The sequence below is a fragment of the Leifsonia poae genome (genome assembly GCF_050632865.1).
Lineage (GTDB): Bacteria > Actinomycetota > Actinomycetes > Actinomycetales > Microbacteriaceae > Leifsonia > Leifsonia poae_B.
Genome location: NZ_JBODSA010000003.1, coordinates 1,258,595 through 1,274,713, shown reverse-complemented (window position 1 = coordinate 1,274,713; position 16,119 = coordinate 1,258,595). Strand labels below are relative to the sequence as shown.

At 70.2% G+C, this 16,119-nt stretch carries 20 protein-coding genes; 12 read left to right on the top strand and 8 right to left on the bottom strand.

Annotation, left to right across the window (positions count from 1 at the left end):
- The gene (locus tag ACRAWB_RS16615) at positions 1–1,302 is read left to right on the top strand and encodes an O-acetylhomoserine aminocarboxypropyltransferase/cysteine synthase family protein (protein ID WP_431354335.1); all 1,302 of its coding nucleotides are present in this window, start codon (positions 1–3) and stop codon (positions 1,300–1,302) included.
- A 20-nt stretch (positions 1,303–1,322) separates the two neighbouring features.
- On the opposite strand, the gene ACRAWB_RS16610 is transcribed toward ACRAWB_RS16615, so the two are convergent.
- The 4 genes from ACRAWB_RS16610 to ACRAWB_RS16595 all read right to left on the bottom strand — a co-directional run bounded on the left by ACRAWB_RS16610 (position 1,323) and on the right by ACRAWB_RS16595 (position 3,408).
- Complete coding sequence (locus ACRAWB_RS16610; RefSeq protein ID WP_431354334.1) at positions 1,323–1,574, bottom strand: hypothetical protein; 252 nt, start codon at positions 1,572–1,574, stop codon at positions 1,323–1,325.
- Complete coding sequence (locus ACRAWB_RS16605) at positions 1,565–2,497, bottom strand: aminotransferase class I/II-fold pyridoxal phosphate-dependent enzyme (RefSeq protein WP_431354333.1); 933 nt, start codon at positions 2,495–2,497, stop codon at positions 1,565–1,567. The genes ACRAWB_RS16610 and ACRAWB_RS16605 overlap by 10 nt, the downstream gene beginning before the upstream one ends.
- 70 nt (positions 2,498–2,567) lie before the next feature.
- Positions 2,568–2,900, bottom strand: coding sequence for an META domain-containing protein (locus tag ACRAWB_RS16600; protein ID WP_431354332.1), 333 nt, complete (start codon positions 2,898–2,900; stop codon positions 2,568–2,570).
- A gap of 91 nt (positions 2,901–2,991) precedes the next feature.
- Entirely contained in the window at positions 2,992–3,408 is a 417-nt protein-coding gene (locus tag ACRAWB_RS16595; protein ID WP_431354331.1) for a hypothetical protein, read from the bottom strand.
- Between the two features lie 117 nt (positions 3,409–3,525).
- Between ACRAWB_RS16595 and ACRAWB_RS16590 the strand changes: the two genes are divergently transcribed.
- The 9 genes from ACRAWB_RS16590 to ACRAWB_RS16550 all read left to right on the top strand — a co-directional run bounded on the left by ACRAWB_RS16590 (position 3,526) and on the right by ACRAWB_RS16550 (position 11,388).
- Positions 3,526–4,014, top strand: a complete 489-nt coding sequence (locus ACRAWB_RS16590; protein ID WP_431354330.1) for a hypothetical protein — start codon at positions 3,526–3,528, stop codon at positions 4,012–4,014.
- Positions 4,015–4,086: 72 nt separating this feature from the next.
- Positions 4,087–5,286, top strand: coding sequence for an ROK family protein (locus ACRAWB_RS16585; protein WP_431354329.1), 1,200 nt, complete (start codon positions 4,087–4,089; stop codon positions 5,284–5,286).
- A gap of 104 nt (positions 5,287–5,390) precedes the next feature.
- Positions 5,391–6,326 (top strand): N-acetylglucosamine kinase, encoded by a 936-nt coding sequence (locus ACRAWB_RS16580; RefSeq protein WP_431354328.1) that lies wholly within the window; start codon positions 5,391–5,393, stop codon positions 6,324–6,326.
- Entirely contained in the window at positions 6,323–7,624 is a 1,302-nt protein-coding gene (locus ACRAWB_RS16575; protein WP_431354327.1) for an extracellular solute-binding protein, read from the top strand. Before ACRAWB_RS16580 ends, ACRAWB_RS16575 begins: the two co-directional genes overlap by 4 nt.
- Positions 7,621–8,592 (top strand): carbohydrate ABC transporter permease, encoded by a 972-nt coding sequence (locus ACRAWB_RS16570; RefSeq protein WP_431354326.1) that lies wholly within the window; start codon positions 7,621–7,623, stop codon positions 8,590–8,592. Before ACRAWB_RS16575 ends, ACRAWB_RS16570 begins: the two co-directional genes overlap by 4 nt.
- Positions 8,589–9,437, top strand: a complete 849-nt coding sequence (locus ACRAWB_RS16565; protein ID WP_431354325.1) for a carbohydrate ABC transporter permease — start codon at positions 8,589–8,591, stop codon at positions 9,435–9,437. The genes ACRAWB_RS16570 and ACRAWB_RS16565 overlap by 4 nt, the downstream gene beginning before the upstream one ends.
- Before the next feature lie 39 nt (positions 9,438–9,476).
- The gene (locus ACRAWB_RS16560; protein WP_431354324.1) at positions 9,477–10,508 is read left to right on the top strand and encodes an SIS domain-containing protein; all 1,032 of its coding nucleotides are present in this window, start codon (positions 9,477–9,479) and stop codon (positions 10,506–10,508) included.
- Between the two features lie 179 nt (positions 10,509–10,687).
- Positions 10,688–11,149 carry a hypothetical protein gene (locus ACRAWB_RS16555; protein ID WP_431354323.1) on the top strand — a complete coding sequence of 154 codons (462 nt, stop codon included), beginning with the start codon at positions 10,688–10,690 and terminating at the stop codon, positions 11,147–11,149.
- The gene (locus tag ACRAWB_RS16550; RefSeq protein WP_431354322.1) at positions 11,146–11,388 is read left to right on the top strand and encodes a hypothetical protein; all 243 of its coding nucleotides are present in this window, start codon (positions 11,146–11,148) and stop codon (positions 11,386–11,388) included. Before ACRAWB_RS16555 ends, ACRAWB_RS16550 begins: the two co-directional genes overlap by 4 nt.
- A gap of 55 nt (positions 11,389–11,443) precedes the next feature.
- On the opposite strand, the gene ACRAWB_RS16545 is transcribed toward ACRAWB_RS16550, so the two are convergent.
- Both ACRAWB_RS16545 and ACRAWB_RS16540 read right to left on the bottom strand, forming a co-directional pair.
- A complete protein-coding gene (locus ACRAWB_RS16545) occupies positions 11,444–12,274 on the bottom strand; it encodes an ABC transporter permease subunit (RefSeq protein ID WP_431354321.1) in 831 nt (276 codons plus the stop codon).
- Entirely contained in the window at positions 12,271–13,179 is a 909-nt protein-coding gene (locus tag ACRAWB_RS16540) for an ATP-binding cassette domain-containing protein (RefSeq protein ID WP_431354320.1), read from the bottom strand. Before ACRAWB_RS16540 ends, ACRAWB_RS16545 begins: the two co-directional genes overlap by 4 nt.
- 165 nt (positions 13,180–13,344) lie before the next feature.
- On the opposite strand from ACRAWB_RS16540, the gene ACRAWB_RS16535 reads away from it, so the two are divergent.
- The gene (locus tag ACRAWB_RS16535) at positions 13,345–13,503 is read left to right on the top strand and encodes a hypothetical protein (protein WP_285115406.1); all 159 of its coding nucleotides are present in this window, start codon (positions 13,345–13,347) and stop codon (positions 13,501–13,503) included.
- Between the two features lie 68 nt (positions 13,504–13,571).
- Here the strand turns inward: ACRAWB_RS16535 and ACRAWB_RS16530 are convergent, their stop codons facing one another.
- On the bottom strand, positions 13,572–13,790 hold the full coding sequence (locus tag ACRAWB_RS16530; RefSeq protein ID WP_431354319.1) for a hypothetical protein: 219 nt from the start codon (positions 13,788–13,790) through the stop codon (positions 13,572–13,574).
- An 82-nt stretch (positions 13,791–13,872) separates the two neighbouring features.
- Between ACRAWB_RS16530 and mgrA the strand changes: the two genes are divergently transcribed.
- Positions 13,873–14,910: an L-glyceraldehyde 3-phosphate reductase gene (mgrA, locus tag ACRAWB_RS16525; protein ID WP_431354318.1), complete on the top strand. Its 1,038-nt coding sequence runs from the start codon at positions 13,873–13,875 to the stop codon at positions 14,908–14,910.
- Positions 14,911–14,922: 12 nt separating this feature from the next.
- On the opposite strand, the gene ACRAWB_RS16520 is transcribed toward mgrA, so the two are convergent.
- Positions 14,923–16,011 carry a hypothetical protein gene (locus ACRAWB_RS16520; RefSeq protein ID WP_431354317.1) on the bottom strand — a complete coding sequence of 363 codons (1,089 nt, stop codon included), beginning with the start codon at positions 16,009–16,011 and terminating at the stop codon, positions 14,923–14,925.
- Positions 16,012–16,119: the final 108 nt, after the last annotated feature.

Here is a 16,119-nt window from a genome sequence, read left to right as displayed (position 1 = left end):
ATGCCGGACGAACCCCGCCGCCCGCTCGACTTCGAGACCCGCCAGATCCACGCAGGAGCAATCGTCGACTCCGAGACCTGGTCGCGGGTGACGCCGATCTACCAGACCGCGGCGTACGTCTTCGACAGCTTCGACGACGGCGAGGAGCGGTTCGCCGGGCGCAGCGCCTACAGGGCGTACTCACGCAACGAGAACCCCACGAACGCGGTCGCCGGACGCCGCATCGCGGACCTCGAGGGCGGCGTCGACGGGATCGTCGTGGCCAGCGGGCAGGCCGCGATCGCGTCCGCGCTGAGCGCGCTCGCGGGAGCCGGTGACCACATCCTGGCCACGCGGTCGCTGTACGAGGGGACCCGGGAGATGTTCCGCGGCGTGCTCGCGCGGCAGGGGATCGAGTTCGAGTACGTGCCCGACGATGCGGACGATGCCGAGTGGAGCTCGCGCTTCCGCCCGAACACCAAGGCGGTGTACACCGAGACGCTGCCCAACCCGCTCGGACAGGTGGTCGACATCCGGCGGATCGCCGGCCTGGCCCACGCAGCCGGGGTGCCGCTGGTGGTCGACAACACGGTCCCGACCCCGTACCTGTGGCGGCCGATCGAGGACGGCGCGGACATCGTCATCCACTCGACCTCGAAGTGGCTGTCGGGGCACGCGTCGGTGATCGGCGGGGCGATCGTGGACGCGGGGACCTTCGACTGGGCGGCGGCCGGAGCGCGGTTCCCGCAGCTGACGGAGGCGCCGCGGCCGGGCGCATCGTCCTTCGTCGAGCGGTTCGGCGCGAGCGCGTACCTGGCGTACGTGCGCAGCGTCATCGTGCTGGAGTACGGGCCGACCGTGCCGCCGACCAGCACGTTCCTGCTGCTGCACGGCATCGAGACGCTGTCCGTGCGGATGGATCGGCACGTCGCCACCGCGCAGACCGTCGCGCAGTGGCTGGACCGGCGGCCGGAGGTCGCGACCGTCCACTACCCCGGGCTGCCGTCGAACCCGTACTACGAGCGGGCGCAACAGTACCTGCCGCGCGGGGCCGCATCCATCGTCTCGATCGACCTCGCCGGCGGCCGGGACGCCGCCCGCCGGTTCATCGACGCGCTGGAGCTGATCTCGCCGATGACGCACATCGGGGACGTCCGCACGCTCGCCATCCACCTGGGAAGCACCATCCACGCCAAGCTCACGCCCGAGGAGCAGGCCGACGCGGGCATCACCCCCGGCCTCATCCGCCTGTCCATCGGCCTCGAGAGCCCGCGCGACATCCTCGACGACCTCGACCGCGCCCTGGACGCCGCCGGCGCCTGACGCTACGGCTCCCCCGCGGGTCAGCGGGCGAGGACGGCGGGGCGCGACGCGGCGACGGTCGCGGCGATGCGGCGCACCGCCTCCACGACGGTCGACGGGTTGCAGGCGAGGTTGATGCGGGCGAAGCCGCGGCCGGGCTCGCCGAACGCGAGGCCGGAGTTGAGGGCGACCCGCCCCTGCTCGATGAGCACACGGGCGGGGTCCTCGCCGAGGCCGGTGTCGCGGAAGTCCAGCCACGCCAGATAGCCCGCATCCGGCCGGATCACCCGCACGGACGGCGCCTGCCGGGCGAGCTCCCCTCCAGCAGCGCGACGTTGGACACCAGCAGCTCGACCAGGTCGTCGCGCCACGACAGGCACGACAGCGCCGCGATGTTCGCGTGCAGGCCCAGGATGCTGGTGCGCGCGGCGAGCTCTTCCGGCAGGGCGGTCAGCAGTTCGGCGGACCGGTCGTCCGCGGCGACGATGACCGCGCACTTGAGGCCGGCGAGGTTCCAGGCCTTGCTGGCCGAGGTGACCGTCACCGCGCGGGCTCCGGCGGCGCGGGCGACGGGGGCGAACGGCGTGAACACCGTTCCGGGATGGGCGAGCGGCGCGTGCACCTCGTCGCTGACGACGAACACGTCGTACCGCGCGGCGAGGGCGGCAAGCGCCTCGAGCGTCGCACGGCTGTGACATCGGCCGGTCGGGTTCTGCGGGTTGCAGAGCAGGAGGGCGTCGGCGCCGTCGGCGAACGCACGCTCGATGCCGGCCAGGTCGAGCGACCAGTCCTGATCCTCGAGCAGCGGGACGGTGACGGCCACTGCATCCGCCTCATCGACCATCTCGAAGAACGGCGGATACACCGGCGGCGTCAGCACCACGCGTCCGCCCACCTCGGGCAGGTCGAGCCGCAGCGCCTCCACCACGCCGACCGTCACATCCGTCGCCAGGTGCACAGTGGCCGGGTCGACGTGCCAGCCCCACTCCGCGTCGGCGAAGCGCGCGAAGGCGGAGGCGAGCGGACCGGCGGAGTCGAGGTAGCCCGTGTCGGAGTGCCGAAGGATCTCGGCGACGCGATCCAGGATGGCCGGCTCGACATCGAAGTCCATCTCGGCCACGAACACGGGCAGGACGTCCGCGGGGTAGCGGCGCCACTTGATGCTCGACCTGGTCGCGAACAGCTGCTCCAGGGAACGTGCCGGTCCGAAGCTCATCCCGTCACTGTGCCGCAGGCCGCGGACAGGCGCGACCCGGGGCGTCAAAAAGCGTAGTGAAGCGTCGGCGTCACTTCTTGTCGAGCACGCCGACCTGCGTCCCGGCGGAGTCGTAGACGTTCAGGGTGTCGCCGTCGGAGCGGGCGCTGGCGGCCTTCGACAGCCAGGGGTCGACGTCCGGGCACGCCTTGGTCGTCACGGCCAGCTTGCTGAAAGTGATCGTCCCCTTGGACTCGGTCCACTGTCCGCTCATCGCGTTGCAGCCGTCGTTGCCCGACAGGTCTCCGCCGTCCTTCAGCTGGAGCTCGGTGCCGGCCGGGCGGTCGGACGTCCAGGTGCCGACGTACGACGACGAGCTGCTGGGGGCGCAGCCTGCGAGCACGGCCAAAGAGAGCGTCGCCACGGCGCACAATGTCATCGTCCGCTTCATGCCCGCAGTATGGAGGCTGCGGTCACGCTCGGCTAGCCAGAACCTGCGACGGCGCGGGTGCGGGTCAGGACGCGAGGGCGAGCTGACGGAAGCGGATGACGGACGTGTCCTCGCCACCGCCGGCGCAGTCGTACGCCGCGCGGATCGGATCCACCGCCCGCCCGTTCGGCAGCACGACCTCGAGCATCGGGTCTTCACGCGACCCGCGGCGACGGGCGTTGCTCCAGTGGCCGCCGTCGGTCCGCACCAGGATCTCGCCGATCAGGCAGCCCAGGCTCTGGACGGTGAACTCGTCGCCGACGAAGCCGTCCTCGGTCCGCAGGTCGACGAACAGGCGGTCGACGAACACGAGGTCTTCGGGGACGTAGGTGACCGTGTGCCCGTAGATGTCGTGGATGCCGCCGGCCATCGCCCCGGCCAGCAGCGAGCCGACGGCGGGGTCGGGCCGCCGCCGGCTCGCTGCGCGGGGGAACCGGAACATGCCACACACGGTAGGCCTCCCCCGACGAGGGATGCGCGCCCCATTTCGAGTGCCCCCGCTGCGGGTCACGCCCGCCGCTATGCTGAGCCCGACGACAGGGGGATCGTGAACGGACGGATGAGGACGGCCCAGCGGGCGATGACGGTCGCGGCGGCGGGAGCGGCACTGGCGATGGCGCTGGCGGGATGTGCGGGGCAGGGCGGCACGGCCGCTGCGGCGCCCGAGACGACGACACCGGTGGCGGCGCCCACGGCGATGCCGACGCCGGTGTGGGACCTCAGCGTCCATCGCACCTTCACGCTCGCCGACGGAACGACCGCGCCCGGGTGCCTGCAGGTCGCGGTCGAAGCCGACCCGAAGACGGACGACGGAAAGGGCGTGGAGCGCATCGACCAGGCGCGAACGCTGCTCAAGAGCCACGACTGGCAGACCGAGCCGGTGTCGCTGGACGAGCTCAGCGCCGACGATCGTGCGCACAAGCAGGCGCAGGGGCAGACCGAGGCCGAGATGCTGACCGGCGTGCTCTCGGACCACGTCTCCACGGCGCTCTCCGACGCCGGGCTCCTGGGGAAGGGCGTCTCGCTGCAGGGCAAGGTCGGATGCTGATGCCGCACATCCATCCACTCCGATAGTAAAGTTCACGCGAGGCCCATCGGCGGCCGGGATGAGGAGGCTCCGGTGGCGAAGCGGACGCGCGCGACGGCGACCACGAGCACGCTCGCGCGCGTCAACCAGACCGCGATCATCGAGGCGCTGCGCGAGTCCGGCGCGCTGTCCCGGCAGCAGCTCGGCGCGAAGACCGGGCTGAGCCCCGCCACCATCAACCGACTGACCGCCGCCCTGATCGACGACGGACTGGTCGTGCAGGCGGGGCAGGAACCCTCGACGGGCGGCCGCCCCTCCGTGCTCTTGCGGTACGCCGGCAGCTCCCGGCTGGTCGCGGCGATCCAGCTGCGGGCCGAGACGGTGACGGGCATCCTGGTCGACTTCGACGGCAGGGTCGTGTTCCGCCGCTCGGTCACGCTCGCCAGCGGCGAGGACCGTGCCCCGGATCAGGAGCGCGGCCTGCGCAAGGTGTTCCGGCTGTTCGACGATCTCATCGCGACGGCCGACTCGATGGGCACGCCCTGCCTGGCGGTCGGAGTCGCCGTGCCTGGCGTGGTGCAGCAGCCGGACGGCGTGGTCGGCACCATGCCCGAGTTCGGCTGGACGGGCGTGCCTTTCGGCGAGCTGCTGCGCCAGCGCACCTCGCTGCCGGTGGTGGTCGAGAACGACGCGAACGCGCTGGCCTACGGCGAACTCCACGCCGGCGCGGGACGCGGGCTCTCCAGCCTGGTGGCGCTGTTCCTCGAGAACGGGCTCGGCGCCGGCATCGTCGCCAACGGCGAGCTGCACCGCGGCGCGCGGGCGGAGGCCGGCGAGATCGGTTACCTGCTCATGGAGCGGTCATCGCTGGAGCGCTCGTACGACGCCCGCGGCGACCTGGAGGACCGCATCGGTTCCCTCGCCCTGACCGAGCGCGCGCGCGAGCGCGGGATGCCCATCCCGGCGTCCGGTTCGCTCACCGCGGAGGACGTGTTCGAGCTCGCGCGCGACGGGAACGCGGACGCGCAGGAGCTGGCGGACGAGATCCTGGACATGGTCGCGATCGCGGTCGCGGCGCTCGTGATCGTCCTCGACCCGGAGCTCGTGGTGGTCGGCAGCAGCTTCGTCGGGAGCGCCGACACCGTCATCCCCGGCATCCAGGAACGGCTGCGCGGCCGCATCATCCGAGTGCCGCGCATCGAGCCGGCGACCCACCGCGAGGATGCGGTGCTGCTCGGGGCCGCGGAGCTGGCGGCCGCCGAGGTCAACGGCTTCGCCTACCTCGCCTTCTGACTTCCTCTTGACAGCGCCGGAAGCCGCACCCTAGGTTTGTCCCAACTTCTTCTCACTCCGATAGGAAAGAAGGAGGTTCCCTACAGCGAGGCAGAGGAGCAGACGTGATCGTCGGAATCGACATCGGCGGCACCAAGACGCACGTGTGCGTCGAGGACGACGCCGGCGCCGTGCTCCTCGACCGCTCGGTCAAGACCGCCGACTGGCAGCGCGGGAGCGACCTCCACTCCGAGGAGAACGTCCGGGCGCTCCTCGCCCTCTTCGAGCAGGTTCCCGGCGCGCCCGCCGCTCCCCTCGTCGTCGGAGCGCACGGCCTCGACAGCGAGGCGCAGACCCTCGCGTTCTCGGAGACCCTGTCGGCGCTCCACGACGGCCCCGCCCTCGCCGTGAACGACGTCGAGCTGGTCGGCCCCGCGGCCGGTTTCGACGAGGCGATCGCCGTTATCGCGGGCACGGGCAGCAAGGTCGTCGGCCGCCGCGCGGACGGGACGCTGGTCAACGCGGGAGGCTACGGCTACATCCTCAACGACCCGGGCAGCGCGCCCGCGCTCGTCCGTGACGCCGTCCGCTCCCTGTTCGACGCAGTCGACGAGGAGGAGCCGCGGGACGCGCTGGCCGACGCGCTCTACGCCCACTTCGGCGTCGACGAGATCGTCGGGCTCTCGATGGCGCTGAGCATCCGCCCCCGCGTCACCGTCTGGGGCGCCGCCGCTCCCCTCGTCTTCGCAGCGGCCGACGCCGGCAGCGTCCGCGCCGTCCGCGTCATCGAGCAGGCGGCCGACGAGCTCGCCCGCAGCGTCGAGCTCGTCCACCGCCGGGGCGCGGCCGGCGACGACGTGGTCTGCGCGGGCGGAGTGGTCAGCCACCAGCCGCGCCTGTTCGACGCCCTCGGCGAGCGCCTGCGCGCCCGCGGGCTCACCCACTCCATCCACCTGCTGGATGTCGCCCCGGTGCGCGGCGCCCTCGCGCTCGCCCGGCGGCTCACGGAGGCGGCCACCGTCGTCCCCTTCGCACCATCGAACACACGGAGGAAGTCATGAGAATCACATCCACCCGGCGCCGCCGCGCTCTCGCGACCCTCGGGATCGCGGCGACCGCGGCGCTCGCCCTCAGCGCCTGCAGCGTGACCGGGGCGAGCACATCGTCCGGCGGTCAGGGGAGCGGCAGCGGCACGATCAACGCCCTGTTCATGAAGCAGGCGGGTTACTCGGAGTCGGACATCAACACGATGATCGCGGACTTCGAGAAGAAGAACCCGAAGATCACCGTCAAGCCGACGTTCGTCGCGTACGAGGCGCTGCACGACAAGATCGTCACCTCGGCGCCGGCGGGCACGTACGACGTCGTGCTGTCGGACGTCATCTGGCCGGCCGAGTTCGCCTCCAAGGGCATCATCACGGATGTCACGGACAAGTTCCCGGCCAGCTGGAAGCAGGACATGCTCGGCGGGGCGCTCTCCAGCGCCGAGTACAAGGGCAAGTACTACGGCGTGCCGTGGGGACCGTCCACCAAGCTGTTCTTCTACAACAAGGACATGCTCGCCAAGGTGGGTGCGGGTCCGGACGACGTGAAGACGTGGGACGGCGTGCTCGCGACCGCGAAGAAGCTCAAGGACGCGGGCGTCGTGCAGTACCCGCTGGCGTGGAGCTGGGCACAGGCGGAGGCGCTGATCTGCGACTACGCGGTGATGCTCGGCGCCTACGGCGGACAGTTCACCGACTCCAGCGGCAAGCTCGACATCAACAAGGGCGCCGGCGTGCAGGCGCTCGAGTTCATGAAGAAGTCGATCGACGAGGGCCTGACCGACCCGGCGTCGACCACGTTCCTCGAGGACGACACCGACAAGTCCATGGCGGCCGGCAAGACCGCGATGGAGCTGAACTGGGAGTCGACGTTCCGCGACCAGAACGACCCGTCGATCTCGAAGGTCGTCGGTCAGATCGCCGTCACCGCCCCGCCCGCGGGACCGAGCGGCGACAACCCCGGAGTGAACGGCTCGATGGCGCTGTCCATCGGCTCGAAGTCGAAGAACCAGGCCGCAGCGTGGAAGCTGATCGAGTACCTGACCAGCGAGTCCAACCAGGACAAGTACACCAAGTCGTCGATGACGAACTGGAAGGCGAGCTACACCAAGCCGGAGATCACCAAGTCGAACCCCGAGGTCTTCGCGGCCGCGGGCAAGGCGTACGACTCGATGATCCTGCGCCCGCCGGTGCCGAACTACAACACGGTGTCGCAGGCGCTGCAGGTCGAGCTCCAGAACGCGCTGCTCGGCAAGAAGAGCCCGCAGCAGGCCCTCGACGACGCGGTGACCGCGGCGAACGCGAGCCAGGGATGAGCACGGTGTCGGTCGCCGGAGTCGAGACGGAGCAGCGGAGTCCGGCGCCCGCGCCCACCCCGCGTGGGCGCCGCACCCGCCGCAAGCGCGACAACCAGGGCAGGCTCGCCTTCTGGCTGCTGCTGCCCGCCGCGGTCGCGGTGTTCGGTGTGATCGTCTACCCGATCCTCCGCACGCTCCTCATCTCGTTCTTCGAGGTGAACTCGGCGCTGGCGACCGACACCCCGTTCGTCGGGCTGCAGAACTACGTCCACATCCTCACCGCGCCGGGCTTCTGGGCGGCGATGGGACGGACGCTCTACTTCACGCTCGTGTCCACCGCGCTGGAGCTCGTCTTCGGGCTGATCGTCGCGGGACTCCTCAACGCGAAGCTGCGGGCGCGCTGGCTGTTCCGAGCGATCGTGATCATCCCGTGGGCCATCCCGACGATCGTGAACGCGGCGATGTGGAAGGGCATCTTCAACGCGCAGTACGGCGCGCTGAACGCGGCCCTCACCCAGCTCGGCATCATCCACGAGTACCAGGCGTGGCTCGGCGACCCGACCCTCGCGCTCAACATGGTCATCCTCGCCGACGTCTGGAAGACGACCCCGCTGGTGGCGTTCTTCCTGCTCGCGGGGCTGACCTCCATCCCGGACGAGCTGTACGAGGCGGCGAAGGTCGACCGCGCGAGCTGGCCGCGGATCTTCCGCTCCATCGTGCTGCCGATGCTCGTGCCGTCGATCTCCATCGTGCTCGTGCTGCGGACGGTCGAGGCGTTCAAGGTGTTCGACATCATCTACGCGATGACCCGCGGCGGTCCCGTCAACGGCACCCAGACGATCGCGTACTACGCCTACACGACCGCGTTCTCGGACCAGAACTTCGGGATGGGCGCCGCCCTCTCGTACATCATCGTGCTGGTCATCCTGGTGCTGACCTTCGTCTACCTGCGCATGCTGCGCCGATCCGAGATGAGCCTGCTGTGAAGCGCACGACCCGCAACTCGATCCTCATCCACCTGGCGGCGTTCGTCGTCTCGATCATCATCCTGCTGCCCTTCGGGTGGATGGTGATGGCCAGTGTGACGCCGCAGCGCATCCTGATCTCGACGCCGTTGCAGTGGATCCCGGACACGCTCGACTGGAGCCGGTACGAGCTGATCTTCCGCGGCGGCGCGGAGAGCGTCGGGGCCACGTTCCGCGCGGCGCTGGCGAACACCACGATCGTCGCGGTAGGGACGGTCGCGGTGTCGATGATCGTCGGCATCCTCGGCGCGTACGCGTTCGCGCGGCTGCGGTTCCGGTTCCGTCAGGCGGTGCTCATCTTGTTCCTGGCGACGTACATGCTGCCGCAGATCGCGCTGCTCATCCCGCTGTACCTCATCCTCAACTCGCTCGGGCTGCTGGACACGGTGGTCGGCCTGATCATCGTCGACTGCTCGCTCGTGGTGCCGTTCGTGCTGTGGATCCTGAGCAACTACTTCCTGACGATCCCGGAGGAGCTGGAGGAGGCGGCGCGCATCGACGGCGCCTCGCGGCTCGGCGCGCTGTTCCGGGTCGTGCTGCCCGCGGCACGGCCGGGGATCTTCGCGGCGATCATGTTCGCGTTCCTGCTGGCGTGGGACGAGTTCATGTACGCGCTCATCTTCACCTCGTCGAACGCGGCGAAGACGCTGCCCGTCGCGATCAGCGAGTTCGCCGGCCGCTACACGACCGACTTCGGTCTCGTGGCGGCAGGCGGCATCATCGCGGCCCTTCCGCCGATCATCGTCGCCATGATCTTCCAGCGCTACGTCGTCAGCGGCATGGCCGCCGGCGCCGTCAAGGGCTGACCTCGTCCCCTACCACCGACCCCGTAAAGGACACACCCCATGGAACCCAAAGCCTCCTTCGTCGACGCCATGCGCGCCCAGCCCGAGAACCTGGCCATTGCGCGCGACACCGTGCTGCGCGACCTCGCGGCCGCAGACCTCGAGCCCTGGGGCGCGGACGACTCCGTCGCCGTGCTCGCGATGGGCGCGTCGCTGAACTCGGCGCACACCCTCGTCGCCGCCCTGGCCGCTGCCGGCCGCCCGGCGACGGCGTTCGTGGCGTCGGACGTCGCGGACGGTCTCGCCGTCGTGCGCGCCGACCGCACGATCGTCGTTTCGGAGTCGGGCCGCAGCCCGGAGCCCTTGGCCGCCGCGCGCACGCTGACCTCGGGTACGAGCGTCGGCATCAGCAACTTCCCCGAGCAGCCGATCAAGGACACGGTGGATGCGGTGCTCGGTCTGGGCGGCTTCCCCGACTCCCCGGTCTACACGAGCGGGTTCACGGCGACGATCCTGGCGTACGCGCTGCTGCTCGACTCGGTCGGGGCGCTGGACGCGGCCGACGAGGCGACCCGCATCCCGTCTCGGGCCGAGGAGGCGCTGGGCGGCTACGCGGCCATCGCCGAGACGATCGGGCGGGTGCTCGCCGACGCCACCACAATCGACGTCGTCGGACGCGGCGGATCGCTCACCGCGGCATCGGAGCTCTCGCTGATGGTACGGGAGGGACTGCGGACGCCGAGCACGGCCTTCGAGACCTTCCAGTACCTGCACGGGCCCATGGAGGTGCTGTCGTCGGACGACGCGCTGGTGGTGTTCGGCGACGGCCGCGAGCTGAGCATCCCGTCGTCGGTGCTGGACGCGGGGGTGCGCGTCGTGCTGGTCACGTCGGCGTCGCCCGACTCCGTTCCGGGGGCAGGGCACGACAACCTCACGATCGTCCCGCTGCCCGCGGGGCTGGGGATCTTCGAGCGCGCGGTCGTCGAGACCGTCATCGGCCAGCTGGCGATCGCCGCGGCGATCCAGCACAAGCCGTACCCGCTGGAGGACTTCCTCTACCACCAGGACGACACGAAGCTGCCGGTGCGCTGACACGAGGACGGAGTCCTGCGGCGGTCGTGCTCTCGGAGCGCGGCCGCCGTCCTTCGTGTTCCGTCATGGGAGTTCGCTGTAAGGGGTGGGCCTTCGCGTCGGGATCGGGCTGCCTGCTGCGTCTGTGCAGACAAAGGGCCCATTGGCCCTTCTCGTATCCTCCCCGAAAGGACTCACCCTTGAACAAGACGATGAAGCGGTCTCTGGCCGCCACTCTCGCCGGCGCCGCGCTGGCCGTCGGCGCGGCAGCCGTTGCTGCCATCCCGGCGCAGGCCGCTAGCGTGGTCAGCCCCGGCAATAATGGCAAGATCTCCTACACCCCCGGTGTCAGCAAGCAGGTGGACCTGCGCTGGGTCTACAACGGCGCGGCCGGCAACTTCACCGCCGCGACCTTCACGGTCGACCTCCCCGCCGGCGTCAGCTGGGATGCCGGCTACACCGCCCTGGGCGGCCACGCCAAGGGCGGTTTCGTACGTGTGAATGAGGGATACACCGCCATCCCCGCATACATGCACTGCGACATCACCACGCCGACGAAGCTCACCTGCGGTGGGACCATCGAGAACAATGATGGCACCCCCACTCCACGGGAAGCATCCCGATTCAGCCTGGCGAGACCTTCCTCGTCCGCGGAAAGGTGATCGTCGACGCGGCCGCGACCGGCCCCCTGGACGCGCCGATCAACGGCTACGCCTACGTCAACGTCAACGGCTGGCAGCCGAGCGTCAACGCGCAGCTGGCCACGATCGACCTGCCCCAGCAGCAGGACACGCCTGTCATGGCACCCGCTATCGCCGGCATCGCCCTTCTCGGCGCCTCCGGTATCAGCGGCGCGGTCGCGCTCAAGCGCCGCAAGAAGACCGCCACCCCGACGGTCTGACCCGCACCATGGAGGGCCGCTTCCCCGTGGGATGCGGCCCTCCTGACACACAGGATCAGACGTCGCGGCGACGTGCGACCAGCAGCCCGCCGGCGAGCGACGCCGTCGCCCAGCCGAGGACGACGAGCAGGCTCTGCCACTCCACGAGCGGCCCGTTGCCCATGCCGACCACCCCGCCGGAGGCGGGGCTGAGCAGATACGGCTGGATCGCTGCGATCACCTCGGACTGGGTGACTCCGGCGATGATCTGCACGATCACCGTGAGGACGAAGAGCGCGCCGACGGAGACCGACAGACCACCCGCCGACGATCGAAGCACCGTGCCGACGCCGAGTGCGAAAACCGCGGTCAGCCCCATGACGGCCCCCGTCCCGAGCACCGACCACAACAGGATCGCGGGCTCGCCGAACGTGATGGACGCACCGCGCCCCAGCAGCAGCGGCAGGCACACCGCCCACGACAGCCCGGCGCTGACGACGCCGGTCCCGAAGCCCCAGAGCCCCACCACGACCGCCTTCCCCACCAGCAGCGGAAGCCGGCTGGGAACGGCGGCGAAGGACGAGCGGATCATCCCCGTCCCGTACTCGGAGGTGATCGCGAGGGTGCCGAGCACCACGATGATGAGCTGCGAGAACAGGATGCCGGCGCCCGCGGGCTGCGCGACCAGCAGAAGGCCCTTGTCGCCGCTCAGCTGAGCGATGTCGTCACCCGCGAAGGTGCCCGCGAGCAGCGTTGCGATGAGCAGCGTCACAGGCAGGATCGACACGGTCACCCACCACGTCGAGCGCAACGAGAGCAGCTTGATCCACTCACCGGCGAGGATGCCGCCGAAGCTGACACCGCCGCCTCGCAGCTCACCGGAGGCCGAGGCGGTCGTCACGCTCATCGGACGGCCCCCGTCCGGTACTCCACGGCGTCCCGGGTCAGGTCGAGGTACGCCTGCTCGAGCGACGCGGTGACCGTCGCCAGCTCGTAGAGCGGGATGCCGGCGGCCGCTGCCGCCTCCCCGATCACTTCCACCCGCAGGCCGCGGATCTCGACGGTGTCGTTGCCGAGGTTGGCGATGGAGATGTCGGGGCCGGTCACCGCCGTGGCGAGCGCCCCGACGCGCGGGCTGCGCACGCGGACGGCGTCGCCCGACGCACCCAGCAGGTCGTCGATGGGGGCGTCGGCCAGCACCCGGCCCTTGCCGAGGACGATGACGTGGTCGGCCGTCTGCGACATCTCGCTCATCAGGTGCGACGAGAGGAAGACGGTGCGGCCCTCGGCGGCCAGAGAGCGCGTGAACTCCCGCACCCAGCGAACGCCTTCGGGATCGAGCCCGTTCACCGGCTCGTCGAGGATGAGGACTCCCGGGTCACCGAGCATCGCGGTGGCGATCCCGAGACGCTGACCCATGCCGAGGGAGAAGCCGCCGACCCGCTTGTCGGCGACCGACTCCAGCCCCGCCATCCCGATGACCTCGTCCACCCGGCGTCGGGGGATGCGGTTGGTCGCCGCGAGCGCGCGGAGGTGCTGGCGCGCGCTGCGCCCGGGGTGGGCAGCCTTCGCGTCGAGCAGCGCACCGACGGAGTGCAGCGGTGCACGGAGTTCTGCATACGCCTTGCCGCCGATTCGCGCGGAACCGGCGCTGGGGCGGTCGAAGCCCATGATCATGCGCATCGTCGTGGACTTGCCCGCGCCGTTCGGCCCGAGGAACCCGGTGACCCGGCCGGGCTCGATGACGACCGAGACGTCATCCACCGCCCGCCGCTCACCGAAGCGTTTCGACAGTCGTTCCAGAGTGATCACGGCGCCCTTCCCTCATGCGTCGGCCAGAGGGCGGCACGAAAAGACCTCCCTACCGGTGAAGACGAGTGGGAGGCCGGATGATGACGCGATACAGGAGAGCGGGCTCGTCCGCAAGGGTCCCGCCCCCTCGTTGACGGGCGCCCCGAACCGGAGTCCTATAGGAACATGATTGCTCTCATCGTGATTCTGCTCGTGATCTGGGCGGTGCTCGCCATCCTGGGCTTCGCCATCAAGGGACTTCTCTGGCTGGCCATCCTGGGGTTGGTGTTCTTCGTGATCACCGCCATCGTCGGCTGGATGCGACGCGGCGCGAACCGCACCTGACCGTCGAACGCAGACAGAACAGCGGCGGCCGTGCGAAAGCGCGGCCGCCGCTTCGTCGTCTCAGGGGGTCACGGCTGCTCTTCGTCGGCGAGGGCGTCGTTCTGGAGCGTGTCGGCCGTCTCGTCGTCGGCGGGCAGGTCGATGTCGGCGTCGAACGCGCCGCCCGACGGGGCCCGACCGGCCGCGGTCGGCTGGTCGTGGATCGGGGTGTCGGTCGGCGCGGGTGCGCCCTGCGGGGCGCCCGGCTCGATGGCATCGCTGGACGGGGTCAGTTGATCGTCGGTCATGTGACCACCCACCGCCTCGCGCGTCGCCACGTCAAGGGGATGACGGTTGGACTTCGCCGCCGAGGGGGACGAATGTTGGACCATGACCTACGTTGCGAACCCGTCCCGCTATGACGACATGATCTACCGCCGCACCGGTCGGAGCGGCCTGGATCTCCCGGCCCTCTCGCTCGGCCTCTGGCACAACTTCGGCGACGACCGCCCCTTCGAGACGCAGCGCGCCATCGTGCGCCGGGCGTTCGACCTCGGCATCACCCACTTCGACCTGGCCAACAACTACGGTCCGCCCTACGGCGCCGCCGAGATCAACTTCGGCCGCATCCTGAAGGAAGACCTCCGGCCGTACCGCGACGAGCTGATCGTGTCGAGCAAGGCCGGCTGGGACATGTGGCCGGGGCCGTACGGCCAGGGCGGCGGCAGTCGCAAGTATGTCCTCGCCAGCCTCGACCAGTCGCTCCAGCGCCTGGGGCTCGACTACGTCGACATCTTCTACTCGCACCGCCCCGACCCGTCGACGCCGCTCGAGGAGACGATGCAGGCGCTCGACACCGCCGTGCGTTCCGGCAAGGCGCTCTACGTCGGCATCTCGTCCTACGGCGCCGAGGAGACCCGCCGCGCCGCCGCCATCCTGCGCGACCTGGGCACCCCGCTGCTCATCCACCAGCCGTCCTACTCGATGCTCAACCGGTGGATCGAGAACGAGGGACTGCTCGACGCGGCCGGTGAGCTCGGGATCGGCGTGATCGGGTTCACGGCTCTCGCGCAGGGCATGCTGACGAACAAGTACCTGAACGGCATCCCGGAGGGATCGCGGGCGACCGCGGGCGACTCGTTCGACGCAGACTGGCTCACGGACGAGGCCGTCGACCGGTTGCGGGCGCTCGACGAGATCGCGCAGAGTCGCGGGCAGTCGCTTGCGCAGATGGCGCTGGCGTGGGCGCTGCGCGACGACCGCGTCACCTCGCTCGTCATCGGCGCCAGCCGGGTGGAGCAGCTGGAGCAGAACGTCGCGGCGCTGAGCAACCTCGACTTCACCGCGGACGAACTCGCCGCCATCGACGAGTACGCCGTCGAGGCCGGAGTCGACCTGTGGGCGGGCGCCCGCCGAGGCGAGGTCTAGGCGCAGCAGACGCTAGGCGGACGCCGGCGCGAGCTTCGCCTCGGCGTCCGCCTGACGCGCGCCGACGACGCGGAGGAAGACGATGATCCAGCTGAAGATCGCAACGGCGGCCACCAGCTCCACCGCCGTGAGGTTGTAGTACCCCAGCGCGAAGAGGCCGCCGCAGGCTGCGATGACGACGAGGAAGGTCCAGCCGAGTCCGATGAACGCCATGGGCAGCGTCGGCATCAGCCACTTGAGCGCGACGACCAGGGCGCAGAAGACGACCGCCATGCCCGTCGCGACGGTGTTGTGGATCGGGATGGACACGTTCACGGGCACCAGGCCGACGCAGGCGAGGAAGAAGCCGACGACGACCAGCGTCCAGCGCACCGTCGAATCGCCGCGCGTCAGGGCGCGCGCCGGGTCGGCCGGCGCCGTGGCCTGACGGGCGATGGCGGCGACCATGATGCCCGAGAAGATGAGCGTCGCGTTGAAGGCGATGCCGGAGATGTCCCACACCGTGCCGAGCGAGCTTAGGTTCATCTTCCACCACTCCTTGTTCGACGCGGTGAGCATGGCGGTCGTCGTGCCGAACACCAGGAACAGCGCGAGCACCACCGAGAGCAGCGTCGTGCTCATGCGCACGGCCGACGAGAAGGCGCTGTAGGCGGCCAGCGCGCCGGCGCATCCCACGATGACGGCCGCTTCCGGTGCATACACGGGGGCGCCCGCGAAGGACGACGCAAGGATCTCCGACGAGAGCACGGTGACGAACCAGACGATGGCGCCGTGGGCGATGCCGATCGCGACCGTATCGAAGACGGCGAAGCCCAGAGACGCGCGCGACCGGTGCGAGATCGCCGGGCCGATGCTCTCCGACCGCAGGACGACGAAGCGGCCCGCCCCGTACGCCAGGACGGCGACGATGCCGGCGGCGATCGCAGCGAACATGCCGACGTAGGCGATGGCTAGCTGGTGATCGCCGGTCAGGAACACGATGAGCGCGACGACGCCCGCGGGAACGAAGGCCGCAGCCGCCGCCGTCAGCGCCAGCGTCTCGGCCGTCGCCTCACGAAGGCGGCGCAGGGGAAGGGCGGAGGAGGGGGAGGTGGTGGTCACATCCATACCGACGTCGCGGATCCCGGATCGTGACGCGTGTGAGTTTCCGTAGTGCTCGCCCACGCGTCGCCCAGGGTTGTCTGGTTGTCTCTATGGTGTTCCCGTCCG

Coding starts and splice junctions, on each gene's coding strand:
- ACRAWB_RS16615 (WP_431354335.1), top strand. CDS start 1: ATGCCGGACGAACCCCGCCGCCCGCTCGACTTCGAGACCCGCCAGATC.
- ACRAWB_RS16605 (WP_431354333.1), bottom strand. CDS start 2,497: ATGAGCTTCGGACCGGCACGTTCCCTGGAGCAGCTGTTCGCGACCAGG.
- ACRAWB_RS16595 (WP_431354331.1), bottom strand. CDS start 3,408: ATGTTCCGGTTCCCCCGCGCAGCGAGCCGGCGGCGGCCCGACCCCGCC.
- ACRAWB_RS16590 (WP_431354330.1), top strand. CDS start 3,526: ATGAGGACGGCCCAGCGGGCGATGACGGTCGCGGCGGCGGGAGCGGCA.
- ACRAWB_RS16575 (WP_431354327.1), top strand. CDS start 6,323: ATGAGAATCACATCCACCCGGCGCCGCCGCGCTCTCGCGACCCTCGGG.
- ACRAWB_RS16570 (WP_431354326.1), top strand. CDS start 7,621: ATGAGCACGGTGTCGGTCGCCGGAGTCGAGACGGAGCAGCGGAGTCCG.
- ACRAWB_RS16560 (WP_431354324.1), top strand. CDS start 9,477: ATGGAACCCAAAGCCTCCTTCGTCGACGCCATGCGCGCCCAGCCCGAG.
- ACRAWB_RS16545 (WP_431354321.1), bottom strand. CDS start 12,274: ATGAGCGTGACGACCGCCTCGGCCTCCGGTGAGCTGCGAGGCGGCGGT.
- ACRAWB_RS16535 (WP_285115406.1), top strand. CDS start 13,345: ATGATTGCTCTCATCGTGATTCTGCTCGTGATCTGGGCGGTGCTCGCC.
- ACRAWB_RS16530 (WP_431354319.1), bottom strand. CDS start 13,790: ATGACCGACGATCAACTGACCCCGTCCAGCGATGCCATCGAGCCGGGC.
- mgrA (WP_431354318.1), top strand. CDS start 13,873: ATGACCTACGTTGCGAACCCGTCCCGCTATGACGACATGATCTACCGC.